Consider the following 17998-nt stretch of genomic DNA (forward strand, 5'->3'; position numbering starts at 1 on the left):
CCCAACCCGACCAACCCACCCACCCCGCAAAGCAGTTACGGCCACCCGGCCCCCGGCACACCCGCCACCTCCCCCGCACCTCACACCCCACCGACCCCGCCACCCCACACGCCCGCCGCCAACTCCCCCGCCGCACCCCCCGGTTACGGCTACCCCCAGCCTCCGGCTGCTCCGCAGGCCCACGCGCCGGGCGCCCCCGGACCGTACCCGCAGGCCCCCGCCGACCCCCGTGACGGCGGCTGGCCCTCACCCGCCGCCGCGGACGGGCAGCGGCAGCGGACCGTGGGCGGGGCACCGCTGGGGTTCACGGCGTCCATGGAGCTGTCCTCGGAGCGGCTGCTGCGCGCCAAACCGAAGCCCAAGAAGCAGGCGGGGGGCTCCCGTTTCAAGTTCGGCGGGCGCAAGGAGGAGGCCGAGCGGCAGCGCAGGCTCGATCTCATCCGCACCCCCGTGCTGTCCTGCTACCGCATCGCCGTCATCAGCCTCAAGGGCGGCGTCGGCAAGACGACCACGACCACGGCCCTGGGCGCGACGCTCGCGAGCGAGCGCCAGGACAAGATCCTCGCGATCGACGCCAACCCCGACGCGGGCACGCTCGGCCGCCGCGTGCGCCGGGAGACGGGCGCGACGATCCGTGACCTCGTGCAGGCGATCCCGAGCCTGCACAGCTACATGGACATCCGCCGCTTCACCTCGCAGGCCCCCTCCGGCCTGGAGATCATCGCGAACGATGTCGACCCGGCGGTCTCGACGACCTTCAACGACGAGGACTACCGGCGCGCGATAGACCTGCTCGGCCAGCAGTACCCGATCATCCTCACCGACTCCGGCACGGGCCTGCTCTACAGCGCGATGCGCGGAGTCCTCGACCTCGCCGACCAGTTGATCATCGTCTCGACGCCGTCCGTGGACGGCGCGAGCAGCGCCAGCACCACCCTCGACTGGCTCGGCGCGCACGGCTACGCCGAACTGGTCTCGCGCAGCGTCACCGTGATCTCCGGGGTCCGCGAGACCGGCAAGATGATCAAGGTGGAGGACATCGTGGCGCACTTCGAGACGCGCTGCCGCGGTGTCGTGGTCGTCCCCTTCGACGAGCATCTGGCGGCGGGCGCCGAGGTCGACCTGGAGATGATGCGGCCGAGGACCCGGGAGGCGTACTTCGCCCTCTCGGCGCTGGTCGCCGAGGACTTCCTGCGGGCCCAGCAGCAGCGCGGCGTGTGGGGCGAGCACGGTGGCGGCACGGCCGTACCGCCGGTGCCGGGCGGCCACGGGCAGCAGCCGCAGCCGGGCGGCCCGTACGCGCCGGGCGCCCCGGGCCCGTACCAGCAGCCCCACAGCCCCTACGGGGACAGCGCGCCGCACCAGCCGCTGCCGCCGCAGCAGCACCCCCAGCCCCCGCAGCCCGGCGCCTGGCAGCCACCGCAGCCGCCCCCGCCGGGCGGTTACGGCTACCCGCAGCAGCAGTAGCAGAAGCGGGCGGACACGGCGAGGGCCCCGGGACGCGCCGTCCCGGGGCCCTCGCCGTCATGTCCGGCTCAGCGGCCGGCGGCGTTCGCCGCCACCCGCTCCCGCTCGTAGGAGGCCACCAGCTCACGGGCCTGCTTCACGTCGTGCGCCATCCGCTCCAGGAGCTCCTCGACCGAGGCGAACTTCTCCATGCCGCGCAGATAGGCCAGGAAGTCCACGGCCACGTGCAGCCCGTACAGTTCGAGGCCGACGCGGTCGATGGCGTACGCCTCGACCGTCCGCTCCGTCGCGTCGAACTGCACGTTCGTGCCCACCGAGATCGCCGCCGGCATGGCCTCGTCGCCGACGGTCAGCCAGCCCGCGTACACGCCGTCGGCGGGGATCGCGGTGTGCGGCAGCGTCTCCACATTGGCCGTCGGATAGCCCAGCGCGCGGCCGCGCTGCGCGCCGCGCACCACGACGCCCTCGACCCGGTGCGGCCGGCCCAGGATCTCGGCGGCCCCCGCGACATCGCCCTCGGCGACCAGGCGGCGGGTCAGCGTGGAGGAGAACGGCTGCCCGCCGCCCGCCGCCCCGCTCATGAACAGGTCGACGACCTCGACCTCGTAGTCGTAGACGGCGCCGAGCTCCTTGAGGAAGTCGACGGTGCCCGCGGCCCGGTGCCCGAAGCGGAAGTTCGGACCCTCCACGACGCACTGCGCGTGCAGCTTGTCCACCAGGACCTTCACCACGAAGTCGGCGGGCGAGAGCTTGGAGAACTCCACCGTGAACGGCAGGATCAGCACCGCGTCCACACCCAGCTCCGCCATCAGCTCCGCGCGCCGGTGGTGCGCCGCCAGCAGCGGCGGGTGGCTGCCGGGCCGGACGACCTCGCTCGGGTGCGGGTCGAAGGTGACCACGACGGCGGGCACCCCCAGCTCCCGCGCCCGCTCCACCGCACGGCCGATGATCAACTGATGTCCGCGGTGGACCCCGTCGTACGAGCCGATGGTGACGACGCTGCGCCCCCAGTCCTGGGGGATGTCCTCCAAGCCACGCCAGCGCTGCACTGTGCCCGCTCCTCGCCGAAACCCGAACTTCTGTCTGTCCTACGCAGGTCTAAGAGTGCCATGCCGCCTCCCGGTGCCCCGCATCGGCCAGGGCCCCGGCTGTCAGGTCGGCGGTGTCGACTCCGTCACCTTCCCCTCCCGGCCCGCCGCCGCTCTCGCCGCGCGGGGCCTCCGCCGTGATCCGGATCCGTGCCCGCGGACCCACCACGACCGCCCACTGCGCGGGCGCCGACCGCAGCCAGCGGCGCACCTGGGCGCCGAAGACCGGGATCTCCCGGGCGAGCTGCGCGAGCCGCCGGTCGAAACAGGCCGCGCCCTCCGGGGAGCGGGCCATCAGCAGCCCGACGCGGTGCACCAGATCGCGGGTACGGGCCTCGACGCGGTCGGGGGCCCCGCCCGCGACCGCCCGCAGCAGCGCGTCCAGCACCGTGACGTCGCGCTCGAACGGCCCGTACTGCTCGCGCTCCAGCAGCACCTCCAGCAGTTCCTGGCGCAGCGGGCGCGAGACGGGCGTGCCCGGCGAGGCCAGGACGGGCGCGAGCGCGCGGCGGATCTGCGGCGGGCGGCAGCCCAGCAGGTGCACCACGAGCGGGAAGAGCACCGAGCGCGCGGCGGGACCCGCCTCCAGCCGCCGGTCGACGAAGGCGGCGGCGTCGACCGCGCCCTCGGGGCGGTGCTCGATGTGCTCCTGGACGAGGGCCGCGGCCCGGCGCGCGAGCGCGGGCGTGCCGACGTCGGCGAGGGTGCGCAGCACCTCCCCCGGGCCGTCCCCCGGCTCGTACAGCCGGGCCCGGAACGCGGCGAGCACGGGCTCGGGGTGCGTGGTCAGGGCGGGCGCGAGCGCGCCGGCCGGCACGTGCGGGTCGCCGGCGGCGAAGCGGGCGACGGCCTGCGGCAGATACTTGCCGCGCGTCTCGCCGTCGCGCACCAGCAGGGTCAGGGCCGTGCCGTGCAGGGCGCCCTCGGCGGGGCGGGCGAGCAGGGCGAGCGCCGAGTAGCGCAGCAGCTCGCGGTCCGCGTCGATGACGACGCGGGGAGCGGCCTTGAGGCCGTACGCGGCGGCGGCCACGTGCCGCTCGACGCGGTCGTCGTGCGCCCAGCGGTCCACGGCACGGCACAGCGCGGACGGCTCGTCCTCGGCGAGGGCGCACAGCAACTCGTCGGCGAGCGGGTGCGCGGCGTCCACCAGGGCCTCGGTCAGATCGTCGATGGCGCGGCGGCGGTGGGTGTGCAGCAGGGCCTGGGCGGCGGTGGCGACCGTGGGCCGGACCCCGTCGGCGCCCGCCTCGCCGGGCGGCGTCTGGAGCGGGCGCCCGTCGCCGAACCAGCGGCACAGCAGGGGCTGCACGACGCACGGGTCCTCGGTGAGGATGCCCGCCACGGTGGGCAGGAAGCGGTCGGTCTGCGGGAGCTGCGCGAAGGGGTGGGGGCGCTCGGCGCCGGGGGGCGGCGGGTCGGCGGGCAGCAACAGCCGCAGCAGGTCCAGGCGTTCGGGCAGGCCCAGCGGGAGCCGCAGCCAGAACCAGGGGCCGAACTCGGCGAGCCCGCCCAGGGCGTTCGTCGCGGCGCTGTCGAAGCCGCCGGTCTCCCGCGCGCGGGCGGTCAGCCGCCCGGCGAGCAGCCGCAGCACCTCCAGGCAGGGTGTCGCGTCGGGCAGGCGCAGCAGCGTTTCGCCGAGCAGGTGTGCGGCCCACCAGGCGGGGTCGGGCAGGGCCGCGCGGCCCTCGTCCTCCGCCCGCTCCTCGCGCCGGGGCGGCGCCGGCTCCGGCGAGCGGGGCGCGCCCGCCCTCGGCGGCGCCTCCACCGCGTGCACGAGCGCGGTCAGGCGCTCGCACAGCTCGTCGGTGCCCGAGCGGCGGCCGAGCAGCAGCAGCGCCTGGACCACGGGGCCGATGCGGTGCCGGGGCACCGGCAGCGGGCGCGGCCGGTCCTGGCCCTTGCGGCCCCGGCGGGAGGTGCGGCGGGCGGCCGCCTTGGCGGAGCCGGGGGGCGGCGGGACGTGCCCCTCGGGGGGCGGGCCGCCGCCGGGGCGCGAGGGGAGGCGGGTCTCCGCGTCGGCGGGCGGGGCCTCCGGCTCGTACCAGCGGTGGATGAGCGTGTGCAGGGCCGCGTCCAGGTCCAGGTGCATGCCCTGCAGCCAGTCGGCGAACTCCTCGTGCGCGAAGCGGTAGCCGTTGCCCGCCGGGACGAGCAGGCCCTCGGTGAGCACGGCGGACGCCCAGCCGTTGCGCCACGGGAAGAGCTCCTCGAAGGACTCCCGCTCCAGCTCGCCCTGGCCCGGCCCCAGACAGCGGCGGGCCGCCTCGTGCACCTGCCCGGCCACGCGGGCCGCGAGCCGTCTGACGAGCGTGCCGCGCAGCGGGGGTCTGCGCGCGGCCGCCAGCCGGACCGCGATGCGCAGACAACTCAGGTCCAGATAGGCCGAGAAGACGTCCCAGCGGTCCGGCGGCGGGGCCTGCTCGCCGGCGCCGTCCCCGCCGCTGCCCCCACTGCCGTCCCCGCCGCCGGGCAGCGCCGCCCGTACTTCGGCGAGCAGCCGCAGCGTGAGCGGATGGGCCGCGTCGGCCGGCTGGATCGCCTCCTGGGGGACCTCGTACGCGGCCCGGGCCTCGGCGGCCTGGCGGGGCGTGAGGTCCGTCAGGTGCAGACAGCGCGGCAGGCCGCGCGGATTGGCCAGCGCGGTCGCCGGGGCCGGGGCCGCGTGCAGGGCACGGCGCGGGAAGAGCGCCCCGGCGGTCTCCCAGTACTCGGGGCGGCAGGCCACGATCAGCCGGGCGCCGTGCTCGTCCAGCCAGTCGACGCCGGCGGCGGTCCAGGCGGGCAGCGCGTGGGCGAGGACGGGCGGCATCTCCTCGGGGCCGTCGAGCACGATGAGCAGGGGGCGGCCCACGCGGTGCGCGAGCGCCGCGACCGTCTCCGGGGTGGCCGTGGAGGCGTCGCCGACGGTGCCCGCGGCCCCGGCGGAGGCGGTGACGATACGGCCGGCGGACTTCAGGGCACGGGCGACGGCGTCCCGGACGCTGCGGTCGCCCTCCTGCAGATCGGCGCCCCGCAGCCACAGCGTCGGCGCGGGCTCGGCGCCGCGGGCCCGCCGGGAGGCCAGCGCGCTCAGCTCGGTGGTGCGGCCGGTGCCGGGGGCGCCGACGAAACCGAGCACGACGGGAGCGGCTTCCCCGGCCCCGTCCTGCCCGTCGGCGGGATCCGGGCCGGCCGGGCGCCGCTTCCGCTTCCTCTCCGGCTCCTTCCCGCCCGGTGAACTCCCCTCGCCACAGGGCGCGTTGTCCGGATCGTCCCCCTCGGCCGCCGGTCCTGTCCCCGGCCCCGCGAGCGCGCCCGCCGCGCCCGGCGGCGCGCCGTCCGCGAGGGCGTCCTCCTCGCGGGCGGGCGGTCTGCCGCCGTCCAGGAAGCGCGCGAACTCCGCCTCGACGTCCGGGCGGCGGACCGCGTCCCGCCACGGGCGGGCCGTGGTGACCTGGCCGAGCGAGGTCGCCGTGAGCTGCAGGGCGCCCGCCAGGTTCAGATCCGGGCCGAAGGCCGGGACCGTGGCCGCGTTGCGCTCGACGAGCGCGGCCAGCGGGCCGTGCGGCGAGGCGTCCGCCGCGGCCCGCAGCGGGATCGCGAAACCCCCGGAGCGGCGCTCGGCGTGCAGCGCGGTACCGAGGACGGCGACCACCGCTCCCGACCGCGCGTCGAGCACGGGCCCGCCCGTGGCCTCCTCGCCGAGCCGCAGACCCTCGCGCTCCGTGAGCAGCAACTCCACGGCGGCGTCCAGGAGATGGAAGCGGTCGGTGGCCGTGTAGGTCACCAGGGCCTCGCCGACCACGCGGGCGCTCTGCCAGCTGCCGGCCCGCAGCCGCACCTGGGACCCCTCCGCGACCGAGGGCGACGCGGCGATCGGCAGCGGCGGCGCCCCGAGCCCCTCCGTGCGCACGAGTGCCAGGTCGCAGCCGGGAAGCGGGGTGACGGCCTCCGCGCCGACGAGGCACGTGCGGTCGCCGGGGGCGAGCAGCACGAGGCGGGCGAGACCGTCCACGGCCTCGTGGCTGGTGATCAGAGTGCCGCGGTCGTCCGCCAGGAATCCCGTGCCGCGCGGCCGCCCAGCGAGGTCTCGGATGCGGACCAGTGATTCGTCCGCATCGGTCCGCCGACCGCTCATCCGTCGAACCTCCCCGCCGTGCACGTAGCTTCGACGGTAGGCAGCGGATGATCGGCGGGATAGATCGCGACCGGAACGCGCCCCCTTCCACCCCCTCGGTTCACTCCGAGCGCCTGCCCATTGGAGTGAATTCCGAGTGTCGATTGGATAGAGAGCACTAGGGAGGGGGACCGTGGGCCGGACCTTTCGTCCCACGGTACGGAACGGCCCCGGTGGCCCGTCCGGGAGGGACGGGCCACCGGGGCCGTGACAGGCCGGGCGCCGTGACAGGCCGGGCTCAGCCGAAGGCCGCCAGGCTCTTCGCCCGGCCGCCCTGGTTCTCCACGAGGACGAGGAAGCGGCCGTCCGGGCCGAAGACCGCTATCGGGCCCTCGGTGTCGAACTGCGGCACCCTGATCCGCACCCCGTTGGCGAGCAGGCGGGCCTGCTCCTCGCCGACGTTCCAGCGCTGGAAGGCGGCGGCCGCCGCGTCCGCGACCGGCATCACGGTCAGCTCCTCCTGGAGCTGTTCGAGCGTACGGGCCTGCCCGAGCCCGTACGGGCCGACGCGGGTGCGCCGCAGCGCCGTCAGATGCCCGCCGACGCCGGTGTCGGCGCCCAGGTCGCGGGCGAGGGCCCGCACATAGGTGCCGGACGAGCAGACGACGGAGACCAGCACGTCCTGCACCGGGGTGCCGTCCTCGGCCTGCGCCGGGTGCACGGCGTGCACGGTGAAGGAGGAGACCGTCACCGGCCGCGCGGGGATCTCGAAGTCCTCGCCCTCCCGGGCCCGCTTGTACGAGCGCTTGCCGTCGATCTTGATGGCGCTGACCTTCGACGGCACCTGCATGATCGCGCCGGTGAGCTTCGCGACCCCGGCGTCGATGGCCTCCCGGGTGAGCGCCGAGGCGTCCGCGCGGGAGGTGATCTCGCCCTCCGCGTCGTCCGTCACGGTGTTCTGCCCGAGCCGGATCGTCGCCACGTACTCCTTCTCCGTCAGCGCGAGATGGCCGAGGAGCTTGGTCGCGCGCTCGACGCCGAGGACGAGCACACCGGTCGCCATCGGGTCGAGGGTCCCCGCGTGCCCGACGCGCCGGGTGCGGGCGATGCCCCGCATCTTGGCGACGACGTCGTGCGAGGTGAAACCGGCGGGCTTGTCGACGATGACGAGCCCGCTCGGGGTCCCCCCGGCCGGGGACCGGGGAGGAGTGTCCTGCCGCTTCATGCGCCCGCCGCGTCCTTACCGCCGTCCTCGCCGGCGTCCTCGCCCGGCTTGCGGTACGGGTCGGCCTCGCCCGCGTACGCGGCGCCCGAGGACGCCTCGCGCACCTTGGCGTCCGAGGCCCGGGCCTTGTCGAGGAGGTCCTCGATGGTCCGGGCGGTCTCCGGCAGCGCGTCGGCGACGAACGTCAGGGTCGGCGTGAACTTGATGCCCGCCGCGCGCCCGACCTCCGAGCGCAGGATGCCCTTCGCGCTCTCCAGGCCGGCGGCCGCGCTCGCGCGCTCCTCGTCGTCGCCGTAGACCGTGTAGAAGACCGTCGCCTCCCGCAGGTCGCCGGTGACCCGGGTGTCCGTGATGGTCACGTGCGAGCCCAGCCGCGGGTCCTTGATGCCGCGCTGCAGCTTCTGGGCGATGACCTCGCGGATGAGGTCCGCCAGCCTTTTCGCCCGCGCGTTGTCGGCCACTGGTCCTTCTCCTTCTTGTTGTCCATTGTGCTTGCGACGCCGGAGGTCCGCCCGGCGGCCGCCGTCAGTCGTCCTCGCCGTGGAACCGCCGCCGTACCGACAGCAGCTCCACCTCGGGACGGGCCGCGACCCAGCGCTCGCAGCGGTCCAGTATCTCGGTGAGGTGCCCCGCGTCCCCGGAGACCGCCGCGAGGCCGAGCCTCGCCCTGCGGTACAGGTCCTGGTCGCCGACCTCCGCCACGCTCACCGCGAACCTGCGGTGCAGCTCGGCGAGGATCGGGCGGACGACGGAGCGCTTCTCCTTCAGCGACCGTACGTCGCCGAGGAGGAGGTCGAAGGACAGCGTCCCTACATACATGCGTGACGGGTGAAGCCCACCCGGGAGGCGTGAGACGTACCGGGCCCCAGGAGCCCTGCTGGTCCCTCGAACCGTACACGCAACGGCCGGGGCCGATCGACGGAAATTTCCCGCCGACCGGCCCCAGCGTCGCGTTGCGGCGTCAGCCGCGCGGCTTCTCGCGCATCTCGTACGTCGCGATGACGTCGTCGACCTTGATGTCGTTGAAGTTGCCGAGGTTGATACCGCCCTCGTAACCCTCGCGGATCTCGGTGACGTCGTCCTTGAAGCGACGCAGGCCCTCGATGGTGAGGTTCTCCGCGATGACCTTGCCGTCGCGGATGAGGCGCGCCTTGGTGTTGCGCTTGACCTCGCCGGAGCGGATGAGGACACCCGCGATGTTGCCCAGCTTGGACGAGCGGAAGATCTCGCGGATCTCCGCCGTACCGAGCTCGACCTCTTCGTACTCCGGCTTCAGCATGCCCTTCAGGGCCGCCTCGATCTCCTCGATCGCCTGGTAGATGACCGAGTAGTAGCGGACGTCGACGCCCTCGCGCTCGGCCATCTGCGTGGCCCGGCCCTCGGCGCGGACGTTGAAGCCGATGACGATCGCGTCGGAGCCGGACGCCAGGTTGATGTCGGACTCGGTGACCGCACCCACGCCGCGGTGCAGCACGCGGATGTCGACCTCCTCGCCCACGTCGAGCTGGAGCAGCGAGGACTCCAGGGCCTCGACCGAACCGGACGCGTCGCCCTTGATGATGAGGTTGAGCTGCTGGATCTCGCCGGCCTTGAGCACCTTGTCCAGGTCCTCCAGGGACACCCGGCGGGTGCGCTTGGCGAAGGCGGCGTTGCGCTCGCGCGCGGCACGCTTCTCGGCGATCTGACGGGCCGTACGGTCCTCGTCGACCACCAGGAAGTTGTCGCCGGCGCCCGGGACGTTGGTCAGACCCAGGACGAGGACCGGGGTCGACGGACCCGCCTCCTCCACGTTCTGGCCCTTGTCGTCGAGCATCGCGCGGACCCGGCCGTAGGCGTCACCGGCGACCATCGTGTCACCGACGCGGAGGGTACCGCGCTGGACGAGGACGGTGGCCACGGCGCCGCGGCCGCGGTCGAGGTGGGCCTCGATCGCGATGCCCTGCGCGTCCTGCTCCGCGTTGGCGCGCAGGTCGAGCGCGGCGTCGGCGGTCAGGACGACCGCTTCGAGCAGCTTGTCGATGTTCAGACCCTGCTTGGCGGAGATGTCGACGAACATCGTGTCGCCGCCGTACTCCTCGGCCACCAGACCGAACTCGGTGAGCTGGCCGCGCACCTTGGTCGGGTCCGCGCCCTCGACGTCGATCTTGTTGACCGCGACCACGATCGGCACGTCGGCCGCCTTGGCGTGGTTCAGGGCCTCGATCGTCTGCGGCATGACACCGTCGTTGGCCGCCACCACGAGGATCGCGATGTCGGTCGACTTCGCACCGCGGGCACGCATGGCGGTGAACGCCTCGTGACCCGGGGTGTCGATGAAGGTGATCCGGCGGTCCTCGTCGTTGACCTGGGTCGCGACCTGGTAGGCACCGATGTGCTGGGTGATGCCGCCGGCCTCGCCCGCCACCACGTTGGTCTTGCGGATGGCGTCGAGAAGCCGCGTCTTACCGTGGTCGACGTGACCCATGACGGTCACCACCGGCGGACGCGCGACGAGCATCTCCTCGCCGCCCTCGTTCTCGCCGAACTCGATGTCGAAGGACTCCAGGAGCTCGCGGTCCTCCTCCTCCGGGCTGACGATCTGGACGACGTAGTTCATCTCGCCGCCGAGCAGCTCAAGCGTCTCGTCGGAGACCGACTGCGTCGCGGTGACCATCTCGCCGAGGTTCATCATCACGGCGACGAGCGACGCCGGGTTGGCGTTGATCTTCTCCGCGAAGTCGGTGAGGGAGGCGCCACGGGAGAGCCGGATGGTCTCGCCGTTGCCGCGCGGCAGCATCACGCCGCCCACGGACGGGGCCTGCATGGCCTCGTACTCCTGGCGACGCTGGCGCTTGGACTTGCGGCCGCGGCGCGCCGGACCGCCGGGACGGCCGAAGGCACCCTGCGTGCCGCCACGGGCACCCGGGCCGCCGGGACGGCCGCCGAAACCGGGACGGCCGCCGAAGCCGCCACCGCCACCACCGGGGCCACCGCCACCGGGACGGCCGGCGAAACCGCCGCCGCCGCCACCCGGACGACCGCCGCCGCCCGGACCGGCCGGACGGCCGGCGAAGCCGGGACGGCCGGCACCGCCGCCGGGACGACCGCCGGCACCGGGGCCGCGACCGCCGCCACCGGGGCCCGGACGCGGGCCGGCGGCGGGACGCTGCGGCATCATGCCGGGGTTCGGCCGGGCGCCGCCCGGACGCGGACCGCCCGGAGCCTGCGGACGCGGCATGGCACCCGGGGTCGGACGCGGGCCCTGACCCTGCGGACGCGGAGCGCCGCCGGGACCGCCCTGCGGACGCGGGGCACCGGGGGCACCGCCACCGGGGCGCGGACCGGCCGGGCGCGGGGCCTGCGGACGGGCCATGCCGGTGGAGCCACCGGAGGTGAAGGGGTTGTTGCCCGGGCGCGGACCGGCCGGACGGCCGCCGGGACGCGGGGCCTGGCCCTGACCGGGGCGCGGCGCGCCGGAACGGCCGCCCTCACGCTGGCCGGACGGGCCGGGACGGCCGCCGGGACGCGGGCCGGGGGCACCGGGACGCGGGGCCGAGGGCGCGGCCGGGGCCGGCGGCGCCGAGAACTCGGCGGCCGGCACCGGGGTGACCGGGGCGGGCTTGGCCGGGGCCGCCGGGCCGGGCTTCGGACCGGGCTTGGGCGCCGCGCCGGGCGCCGGGGCCGCGGCGGGCTTGGGAGTGGGGGCCTGCGCCGCCGGCTTGGGGGCAGCAGGACGGGGGGCGCCCGGAGTGGGGGCACCCGGCTTCGGCGCAGCCTTGCGCGGCGCCGCGGGCTTCGCGGCGGACTTGCCGCCGGACCCCTGCAACGCGTCAGTCAACTTACGGACGACCGGCGCCTCGATCGTCGAGGACGCCGAACGGACGAATTCACCAAGTTCTTGGAGCTTGGCCATGACGACCTTGCTCTCGACTCCGAACTCCTTGGCGAGTTCGTATACCCGGACCTTAGCCACTTCGCTCCTTCTAGGTCCGGGTGTCCGCCGGACCGTCGCTACTTCATGGGCGTACTCATCGCGTACTCATCGAGTGCTCATCGCAATCTCGACCTACTTCCGACTCGCGAGGTACCTGACCGCACGGTCACCCGTGCCGTGCTTCTTACGGTGTTGCCTGCCGGTGCTCCTGGCACCGGCCGGCCTGTCCGAGGTACTGGCGCAGCGCCGCGGTGTCGAGCGGTCCCTGGGTCCGAAAGGCCCGCGGGAACGCCCGGCGGCGGACCGCCAGGTCAAGACAGACCAGTGTGGGATGCACGGAGGCACCCCGGCCGGGCAGCGTACCGCGCGGATCGGGAACGCAGGCGCCCTCGATCAGCACGATCCGCAGCAGATCACCCTTGGCCGCTCGCTCCCGGCACCCCACACAGGTTCGCTCAGGGCATGCGCGGGCATGCGTCCGGCCAGACACTGGTTAAGTCTACCTCCCCGTGCCGACCTCACCCCTGGGGGGCAGTGATCGGCCACGTATACGTTTCGGCCAGAACGCCACGGCGGCGGGCCGCATTCCCGGACCGCCGTCCCGGGCGGGCTCAGCCGCGGTCGGCGCCCGGCTCGCCCTGCTCGGTGTCCGGGCGGATGTCGATCCGCCAGCCCGTGAGCCGCGCGGCGAGGCGGGCGTTCTGCCCCTCCTTGCCGATGGCGAGCGAGAGCTGGTAGTCGGGGACGGTCACCCGCGCGGAGCGGGAGCCGAGGTCGACGATCTCGACCTTGCTCACCCGCGCGGGCGACAGCGCGTGCGCCACCAGCTCGGCGGGGTCCTCGGACCAGTCCACGATGTCGATCTTCTCGCCGTTGAGCTCGGCCATCACCGCGCGCACCCGGCCGCCCATCGGGCCGATGCAGGCGCCCTTGGCGTTCAGGCCGGGGCGGGTCGAGCGCACGGCGATCTTGGTGCGGTGACCGGCCTCGCGGGCGATGGCCGCGATCTCCACCGTGCCGTCGGCGATCTCCGGGACCTCCATGGCGAAGAGCTTCTTCACCAGGTTCGGGTGGGTGCGCGAGAGCGTCACGGACGGGCCGCGCACGCCCTTGGCCACCCGCACCACGTAGGTGCGCAGCCGCGTGCCGTGCTTGTACTCCTCGCCGGGGACCTGCTCCTGCACCGGCAGGATGGCCTCCAGCTTGCCGATGTCGACCAGGACGTTCTTGGGGTCCTTGCCCTGCTGGACCACGCCCGCGACGACGTCGCCCTCGCGGCCCGCGAACTCACCGAAAGTGATCTCGTCCTCGGCGTCGCGCAGACGCTGGAGGATGACCTGCTTCGCGGTGGTCGCGGCGATCCGGCCGAAACCGGAGGGGGTGTCGTCGAACTCGCGGGGCTCCTGGCCCTCGGGGACGTCCTGCGGATCCTCCTGGGCCCACACCGTCACATGGCCGCTGTTGCGGTCGAGCACGACGCGGGCGCGGCGGCGGCTTCCCTCGGTGCGGTGGTAGGCGATGAGGAGGGCCGACTCGATCGCCTCGACCAGCAGGTCGAAGGAGATCTCCTTCTCTCGCACCAGACCCCGCAGGGCACTCATGTCGATGTCCACGGCTACGCCTCCTCTTGGCTCTCGTCGTCAGTGGCCTTTTCCGCGGCCTTGCGGTTGAACTCGACCTCCACGCGGGCCTTCGCGATCTCGTCGAAGGCCAGGCGGCGGGCGGTGGGCTTGCGGCCCTTGACGCCCGGCACCTGCAGATCCAGTCCTTCGTCGTCCACGGCGACGATGCGGGCCACCAGCTCGTCGCCCGAGGTCAGCCGGGCCTTCATCAGCCGGCCGGTCGCGCGCACGTAGTGCCGGTGCTCGGTCAGGGGGCGGTCGGCGCCGGGGGAGGTGACCTCCAGGACGTACGGGGCGCCGCCCATGGCGTCCGTCTCGTCGAGCTTCTCCGAGACCGCGCGGCTGACGTCGGCGCACTCGTCCAGCTCGACGCCCTGCTCGGAGTCCACGACGATGCGCAGCACACGCCGCTTGCCGGCCGTGGTCACCTCGACTTCTTCCAGATCCAGCTCCCGCGCGCTCACGAGAGGGGCCAGCAGCTCGCGCAGCCGCTCGCTCTGGGTGGTGCTCATCCGGGTGACTCCTCGGCCGCGTGTGCTGTTGTGGGAAAGTCGCGTGTCAGGTCAAAGCCTATCTGTTCCGGCAGCCCGCTGACGATTCGGTGCCTGGTCGGGGGCGTCCGGCGTGCTGCGGCTGCCCGTGCGGGGGAACGGAAGCCGGTACGCTCACCTGCGGTGATCATGACGAGCTCCGGCGGTTCCCGCCGCGGGGGCGGAAGCGGAAATGAGGACCGTGCCGATCACGACCACGACGCGCGGCCCGGACGGGCCGCGGCGACGCAGGGTACTCGCCGGGAGCGCGGCCGCGCTCATCGGGCTCTCCGGCTGCTCCGGCGGTTCCCCCGGCCCCGGGGACGACAGCGCGGAGCGGGCGCCCGCCGGGCGGCGGCTGCGCGAGGCCGCCGGCCGGGACACGCTCGCACTGCTGGCCCGCTACGACGCGACGGCCGGCGCCCACCCCGCCCTCGCCGCCCGGCTGCGGCCCCTGCGGGACCAAGTCGCCCTGCACGCGGGGGCGTTCGCGGCCTCCCCGCAGCCCTCCCCCGCGGCCGACGGGGTACCGGGGGACGAGAAGGCCGCGCTGGCCGCGCTCGCCGACGCCGAGCGCCGCGCCGGTGACGCCCGTACCGCCGCCCTGGACGCGGCGCCGCCCGAACTGGCCCGGCTGCTCGCCTCCGTCGCGGCCGCCTGCGCGGCCCACGCCTTCCTGCTGCGGGGCACGGCATGAGCGCCGCCCGGGAGACACTCACGGCCGCGCAGGCGGCGCTGGCCGCCGAGCACGCGGCGGTGTACGGGTACGGGGTCGTCGGCGCGCACGTCGGCGAGGCGCGGGCCGACGCGGCGCGCGAGGCGTACGACGCGCACCGGGCGCGCCGCGACGCGATGGAACGGACCGTACGGGAGCTGGGCGCGGCGCCCGAGGCGGCCGCCGCCGCGTACGCGCTGCCGTTCCCCGTACCGGACGAGGCGGCGGCCGTGCGGCTCGCCGCCGAGCTGGAGAACCGCGTCGGCGCGGTCTACGCCGCCCTGGTCGGCGCCGCGAGCGGGGCCCTGCGGCGCGAGGCCGCGGCCGCCCTGCGGGAGGCGGCGGTGCGCGCGGTGCGCTGGAGCGGGGACGGCGTAGCCTTCCCCGGGCTGCCCGGCGGGCCCGGGACCGGCTCCGCGAGCCCCTCCCCCGCACACAGCTGACAGCCCTCACGACAGGCAGCACGGCAGACCGACAGCACGACAGACGGACAGCACGGCAAAGGACAGCGCCAGGATGAGCATCGCCGACCACCGCTTCGAACCGCCGGAGCGGCTGGCCCGCAGCCTGGGTGCCGGCCCCGCCGACGAGACGGCGCACGCCTGGCTCGCGAAGCTGCCGCACACCGTTCAGGAGTACCTGGAACGCTGGGAGTTGACACCCGAACGGGTTGTGACGCCCGGCGGCCGCAGCAGCATGCTCGTCCTCGTGCGGCAGTCCGACGGCACCCCCGCCGCGCTCAAACTCGCCCTGCCCGACGGCCGGGCCGCCCTGGAGCACGCGGCGCTCACCGCCTGGCACGGCCTGGGCGCGGTACGGCCGCTGCGCGCCGACACGGAAGCGGGCGTACTGCTGCTGGAGCGGCTCTCGGGCGAGGTGAGCCTGCGCTCCCTGACGGAGCCCAAGGCCGTGCTGGAGGCCACGGCCACGCTGCAGCGCCTGTGGGTGCGCCCGCCGCAGGACCACCCGTTCCCGTCCGTGGCCGACGGCACGGCCCGCCTCGCCGGGGCCGTACGGGAGTACGGCGCGCAGCCGTGGGCCGCCGAGGCGCGGGCGCTGGCCGAGGAGGCGCTGGACCTGCGCGAGGCGCTGACCGCCGGCGGTCAGGAGCCGGACTGTCTGCTGCACGGCGCGTACGAGCAGGGCAAGGTGCTCGCGGGCAGCCGCGCGCCGTGGCTCGCGGTCGGCCCGCGCCCCCTGGTGGGCGAGCGGGCCTACGACCTCGCGTGGCTGGTCCGGGACCGCGTCGACACCCTCCTGGCCTCCCCCGGCTCGGGCGCCGGCGCCCGCCGCCGTGTGACACGGCTCGCCGACGCCCTCGATGTCGACGCGGAACGGCTGCGCGGCTGGACCCTCTTCCGCGCCACACACGCGGGCCTGTCCGCCCTGGCCCACGGCAGCCGCCCGGCGGGCGAACTCCTCCTGGAATTCGCCGCGATGCTTTGACGCCTCCGGCACGGTCGCGTGAGGCGGTGCCCCTGGCGGGGCGGCCGGATGGGGCGCCGGCGCGCCAACCCGGCGCCGCCCGGGGCCCGTTGCCCCGCGCGCACCCCGCCGCTACGCCCCCGTCAGCCGGGCCACCGCCTGCTCCAGCGGGAGTTCCTCGCGGCTGCCCGTGCGGCGGTCCTTCAGTTCGACGCGGCCCTTGGTGGCGCCCCGGCCCACGATGAGGATCGTCGGCACTCCGATGAGTTCCGCGTCGGTGAACTTGACGCCCGGGGAGACGCCCGTACGGTCGTCGACCAGGACGCGTACGCCCGCCGCGCCGAGCTTCTCCGCGGTCTCCAGGGCGAGTTCGGTCTGGGGGGCCTTGCCGGCCGCCACGATGTGGACGTCGGCGGGCGCGGCCTCGCGGGGCCAGCACAGGCCCGCGTCGTCGTGGGTCTGTTCGGCGAGCGCGGCCACCAGGCGCGAGACGCCGATGCCGTACGAGCCCATCGTGACCCGAACCGGCCTGCCCTGCGGGCCGAGCACGTCCAGGCCGAAGGCGTCGGCGTACTTGCGGCCCAGCTGGAAGATGTGGCCGACCTCGACGGCCCGCCCGACGGCGAGGCCGGCCCCGCAGCGGGGGCAGGGGTCGCCGGGTTCGACCACGACGACGTCGAGGTGGCGGCCGACGGTGAAGTCCCGTCCGCACACGACGTTCCGGGCGTGCCGGCCGGGCCGGTTGGCGCCGGTGATCCACGAAGTGCCGGGCGCGATCCGGGGGTCGGCGATGCAGGGCAGGTCCAGGCCCTGGGGGCCGACGTAGCCGCGCACCAGGCCGGGCCGGTCCGCGAAGTCCTCGGCGGTCACCAACTCCACGGCGGCGGGCGCCAGATGCCCGGCCAGCTTGCCGAGGTCCACCTCGCGGTCGCCGGGCACGGACACGGCCGTGATCTCGCCGTCGACCTTGACGAGGAGGTTCTTCAGCGTCGCGGAGGCGGGCACGCCCAGGTGCCGGGCGAGGGTCTCGATGGTGGGGGTGTCCGGGGTGTCCAGTTCCTCGACGGGGCCGTGCCCGGACGGGTCCGCGGGGGCGACGACGGCCGTGACGGCCTCGGTGTTGGCGGCGTAGTCGCAGCGGGGGCAGTCGACGAAGGTGTCCTCCCCGGCGGCCGCGGGCGCCAGGAACTCCTCGGACGCCGAGCCGCCCATCGCGCCCGAGACCGCGGAGACGACGCGGTAGTCGAGGCCGAGCCGGTCCAGGATGCGCGTGTAGGCGGCGCGGTGCAGCCGGTAGGACTCGGCGAGGCCCTCGTCGGTGACGTCGAAGGAGTAGGAGTCCTTCATCTGGAACTCGCGTCCGCGCAGCACCCCGGAGCGGGGCCGTGCCTCGTCGCGGTACTTCGTCTGGATCTGATAGAGGATCACCGGCAGGTCCTTGTAGGACGCGCACTGGTCCTTGACCGTGAGGGTGAAGACCTCCTCGTGGGTGGGGCCGAGCAGATGGTCGGCGCCCTTGCGGTCCTTCAGGCGGAAGAGGAGTTCGCCGTACTCGTCCCAGCGTCCGCTGGTCTCGTAGGGCTCCCGGGGCAGCAGGGCGGGCAGCAGCACTTCCTGCCCGCCGATGGCGTCCATCTCCTCGCGCACGACGCGGGCGACGTTGTCGAGCACCTTCTTGCCCAGGGGCAGCCAGGTGAAGACCCCCGCGGAGGTACGGCGTACGTAACCGGCGCGGACCAGCAGCTTGTGGCTCGCGGTCTCGGCGTCGGCCGGGTCGTCGCGCAAGGTCTTGAGCAACGTCGTGGACATGCGCTGGACGTGGGCCATGGCGGGTCTCCCGGGCAGGGGTGCGGTTGGGTTCCCAGGAGGGTAGCGGCCGCCGCCGCCACCGGCGCAAACGAGTATTCCGCGGCCGGG

Annotated in this window: 14 protein-coding genes; 4 read left to right on the forward strand and 10 right to left on the reverse strand. The window is 74.8% G+C overall.

Going from position 1 to position 17998, the window contains the following annotated elements:
- Positions 1-1467: MinD/ParA family ATP-binding protein (locus tag ACFP1Z_RS12965; protein ID WP_390316312.1), on the forward strand; the 1467-nt coding region annotated here is incomplete at its 5' end.
- Positions 1468-1535: 68 nt separating this feature from the next.
- Here the strand turns inward: ACFP1Z_RS12965 and ACFP1Z_RS12970 are convergent.
- The 9 genes from ACFP1Z_RS12970 to rimP all read right to left on the reverse strand — a co-directional run bounded on the left by ACFP1Z_RS12970 (position 1536) and on the right by rimP (position 13923).
- Positions 1536-2516 (reverse strand): bifunctional riboflavin kinase/FAD synthetase, encoded by a 981-nt coding sequence (locus ACFP1Z_RS12970; protein ID WP_390316314.1) that lies wholly within the window; start codon positions 2514-2516, stop codon positions 1536-1538.
- A 49-nt stretch (positions 2517-2565) separates the two neighbouring features.
- Positions 2566-6672, reverse strand: a complete 4107-nt coding sequence (locus tag ACFP1Z_RS12975) for a serine protease (protein WP_390316315.1) — start codon at positions 6670-6672, stop codon at positions 2566-2568.
- 277 nt (positions 6673-6949) lie between these two features.
- Positions 6950-7876, reverse strand: a complete 927-nt coding sequence (truB, locus tag ACFP1Z_RS12980) for a tRNA pseudouridine(55) synthase TruB (RefSeq protein ID WP_390316316.1) — start codon at positions 7874-7876, stop codon at positions 6950-6952.
- The gene (gene rbfA / locus ACFP1Z_RS12985; RefSeq protein ID WP_390316317.1) at positions 7873-8337 is read right to left on the reverse strand and encodes a 30S ribosome-binding factor RbfA; all 465 of its coding nucleotides are present in this window, start codon (positions 8335-8337) and stop codon (positions 7873-7875) included. Before rbfA ends, truB begins: the two co-directional genes overlap by 4 nt.
- A 64-nt stretch (positions 8338-8401) precedes the next feature.
- Positions 8402-8695 (reverse strand): DUF503 domain-containing protein, encoded by a 294-nt coding sequence (locus ACFP1Z_RS12990; RefSeq protein WP_390316318.1) that lies wholly within the window; start codon positions 8693-8695, stop codon positions 8402-8404.
- Positions 8696-8837: 142 nt separating this feature from the next.
- Complete coding sequence (gene infB, locus ACFP1Z_RS12995) at positions 8838-11828, reverse strand: translation initiation factor IF-2 (protein WP_390316319.1); 2991 nt, start codon at positions 11826-11828, stop codon at positions 8838-8840.
- A 145-nt stretch (positions 11829-11973) separates the two neighbouring features.
- On the reverse strand, positions 11974-12279 hold the full coding sequence (locus ACFP1Z_RS13000) for a YlxR family protein (RefSeq protein ID WP_390316320.1): 306 nt from the start codon (positions 12277-12279) through the stop codon (positions 11974-11976).
- A 121-nt stretch (positions 12280-12400) separates the two neighbouring features.
- Positions 12401-13402 (reverse strand): transcription termination factor NusA, encoded by a 1002-nt coding sequence (gene nusA, locus ACFP1Z_RS13005; protein ID WP_390316321.1) that lies wholly within the window; start codon positions 13400-13402, stop codon positions 12401-12403.
- A 2-nt stretch (positions 13403-13404) separates the two neighbouring features.
- The gene (gene rimP / locus ACFP1Z_RS13010) at positions 13405-13923 is read right to left on the reverse strand and encodes a ribosome maturation factor RimP (RefSeq protein WP_390316322.1); all 519 of its coding nucleotides are present in this window, start codon (positions 13921-13923) and stop codon (positions 13405-13407) included.
- A gap of 211 nt (positions 13924-14134) precedes the next feature.
- Here rimP and ACFP1Z_RS13015 point away from each other — a divergent pair, with 211 nt between their 5' ends.
- The 3 genes from ACFP1Z_RS13015 (at position 14135) to ACFP1Z_RS13025 (ending at position 16102) form a co-directional block, all read left to right on the forward strand.
- On the forward strand, positions 14135-14638 hold the full coding sequence (locus ACFP1Z_RS13015) for a hypothetical protein (RefSeq protein ID WP_417801281.1): 504 nt from the start codon (positions 14135-14137) through the stop codon (positions 14636-14638).
- Positions 14635-15099: a DUF4439 domain-containing protein gene (locus ACFP1Z_RS13020; protein ID WP_390316325.1), complete on the forward strand. Its 465-nt coding sequence runs from the start codon at positions 14635-14637 to the stop codon at positions 15097-15099. The genes ACFP1Z_RS13015 and ACFP1Z_RS13020 overlap by 4 nt, the downstream gene beginning before the upstream one ends.
- A gap of 73 nt (positions 15100-15172) precedes the next feature.
- Complete coding sequence (locus ACFP1Z_RS13025) at positions 15173-16102, forward strand: aminoglycoside phosphotransferase family protein (RefSeq protein WP_390316326.1); 930 nt, start codon at positions 15173-15175, stop codon at positions 16100-16102.
- A gap of 111 nt (positions 16103-16213) precedes the next feature.
- Here ACFP1Z_RS13025 and ACFP1Z_RS13030 read toward each other — a convergent pair whose 3' ends face one another.
- Positions 16214-17908, reverse strand: coding sequence for a proline--tRNA ligase (locus ACFP1Z_RS13030; RefSeq protein WP_390316327.1), 1695 nt, complete (start codon positions 17906-17908; stop codon positions 16214-16216).
- Positions 17909-17998 lie beyond the last annotated feature (90 nt).

Origin of the sequence: Streptomyces gamaensis (assembly GCF_042656465.1) — a bacterium.
GTDB lineage: Bacteria > Actinomycetota > Actinomycetes > Streptomycetales > Streptomycetaceae > Streptomyces > Streptomyces gamaensis.

Excerpts from the sequence above, each read along its gene's own strand:
- ACFP1Z_RS13025 (WP_390316326.1), top strand. The coding sequence starts at position 15,173 with ATGAGCATCGCCGACCACCGCTTCGAACCGCCGGAGCGGCTGGCCCGC.
- rimP (WP_390316322.1), bottom strand. The coding sequence starts at position 13,923 with ATGAGCACCACCCAGAGCGAGCGGCTGCGCGAGCTGCTGGCCCCTCTC.
- ACFP1Z_RS13030 (WP_390316327.1), bottom strand. The coding sequence starts at position 17,908 with ATGGCCCACGTCCAGCGCATGTCCACGACGTTGCTCAAGACCTTGCGC.
- ACFP1Z_RS12990 (WP_390316318.1), bottom strand. The coding sequence starts at position 8,695 with ATGTATGTAGGGACGCTGTCCTTCGACCTCCTCCTCGGCGACGTACGG.
- ACFP1Z_RS12975 (WP_390316315.1), bottom strand. The coding sequence starts at position 6,672 with ATGAGCGGTCGGCGGACCGATGCGGACGAATCACTGGTCCGCATCCGA.
- ACFP1Z_RS13015 (WP_417801281.1), top strand. The coding sequence starts at position 14,135 with ATGAGGACCGTGCCGATCACGACCACGACGCGCGGCCCGGACGGGCCG.
- truB (WP_390316316.1), bottom strand. The coding sequence starts at position 7,876 with ATGAAGCGGCAGGACACTCCTCCCCGGTCCCCGGCCGGGGGGACCCCG.
- ACFP1Z_RS13020 (WP_390316325.1), top strand. The coding sequence starts at position 14,635 with ATGAGCGCCGCCCGGGAGACACTCACGGCCGCGCAGGCGGCGCTGGCC.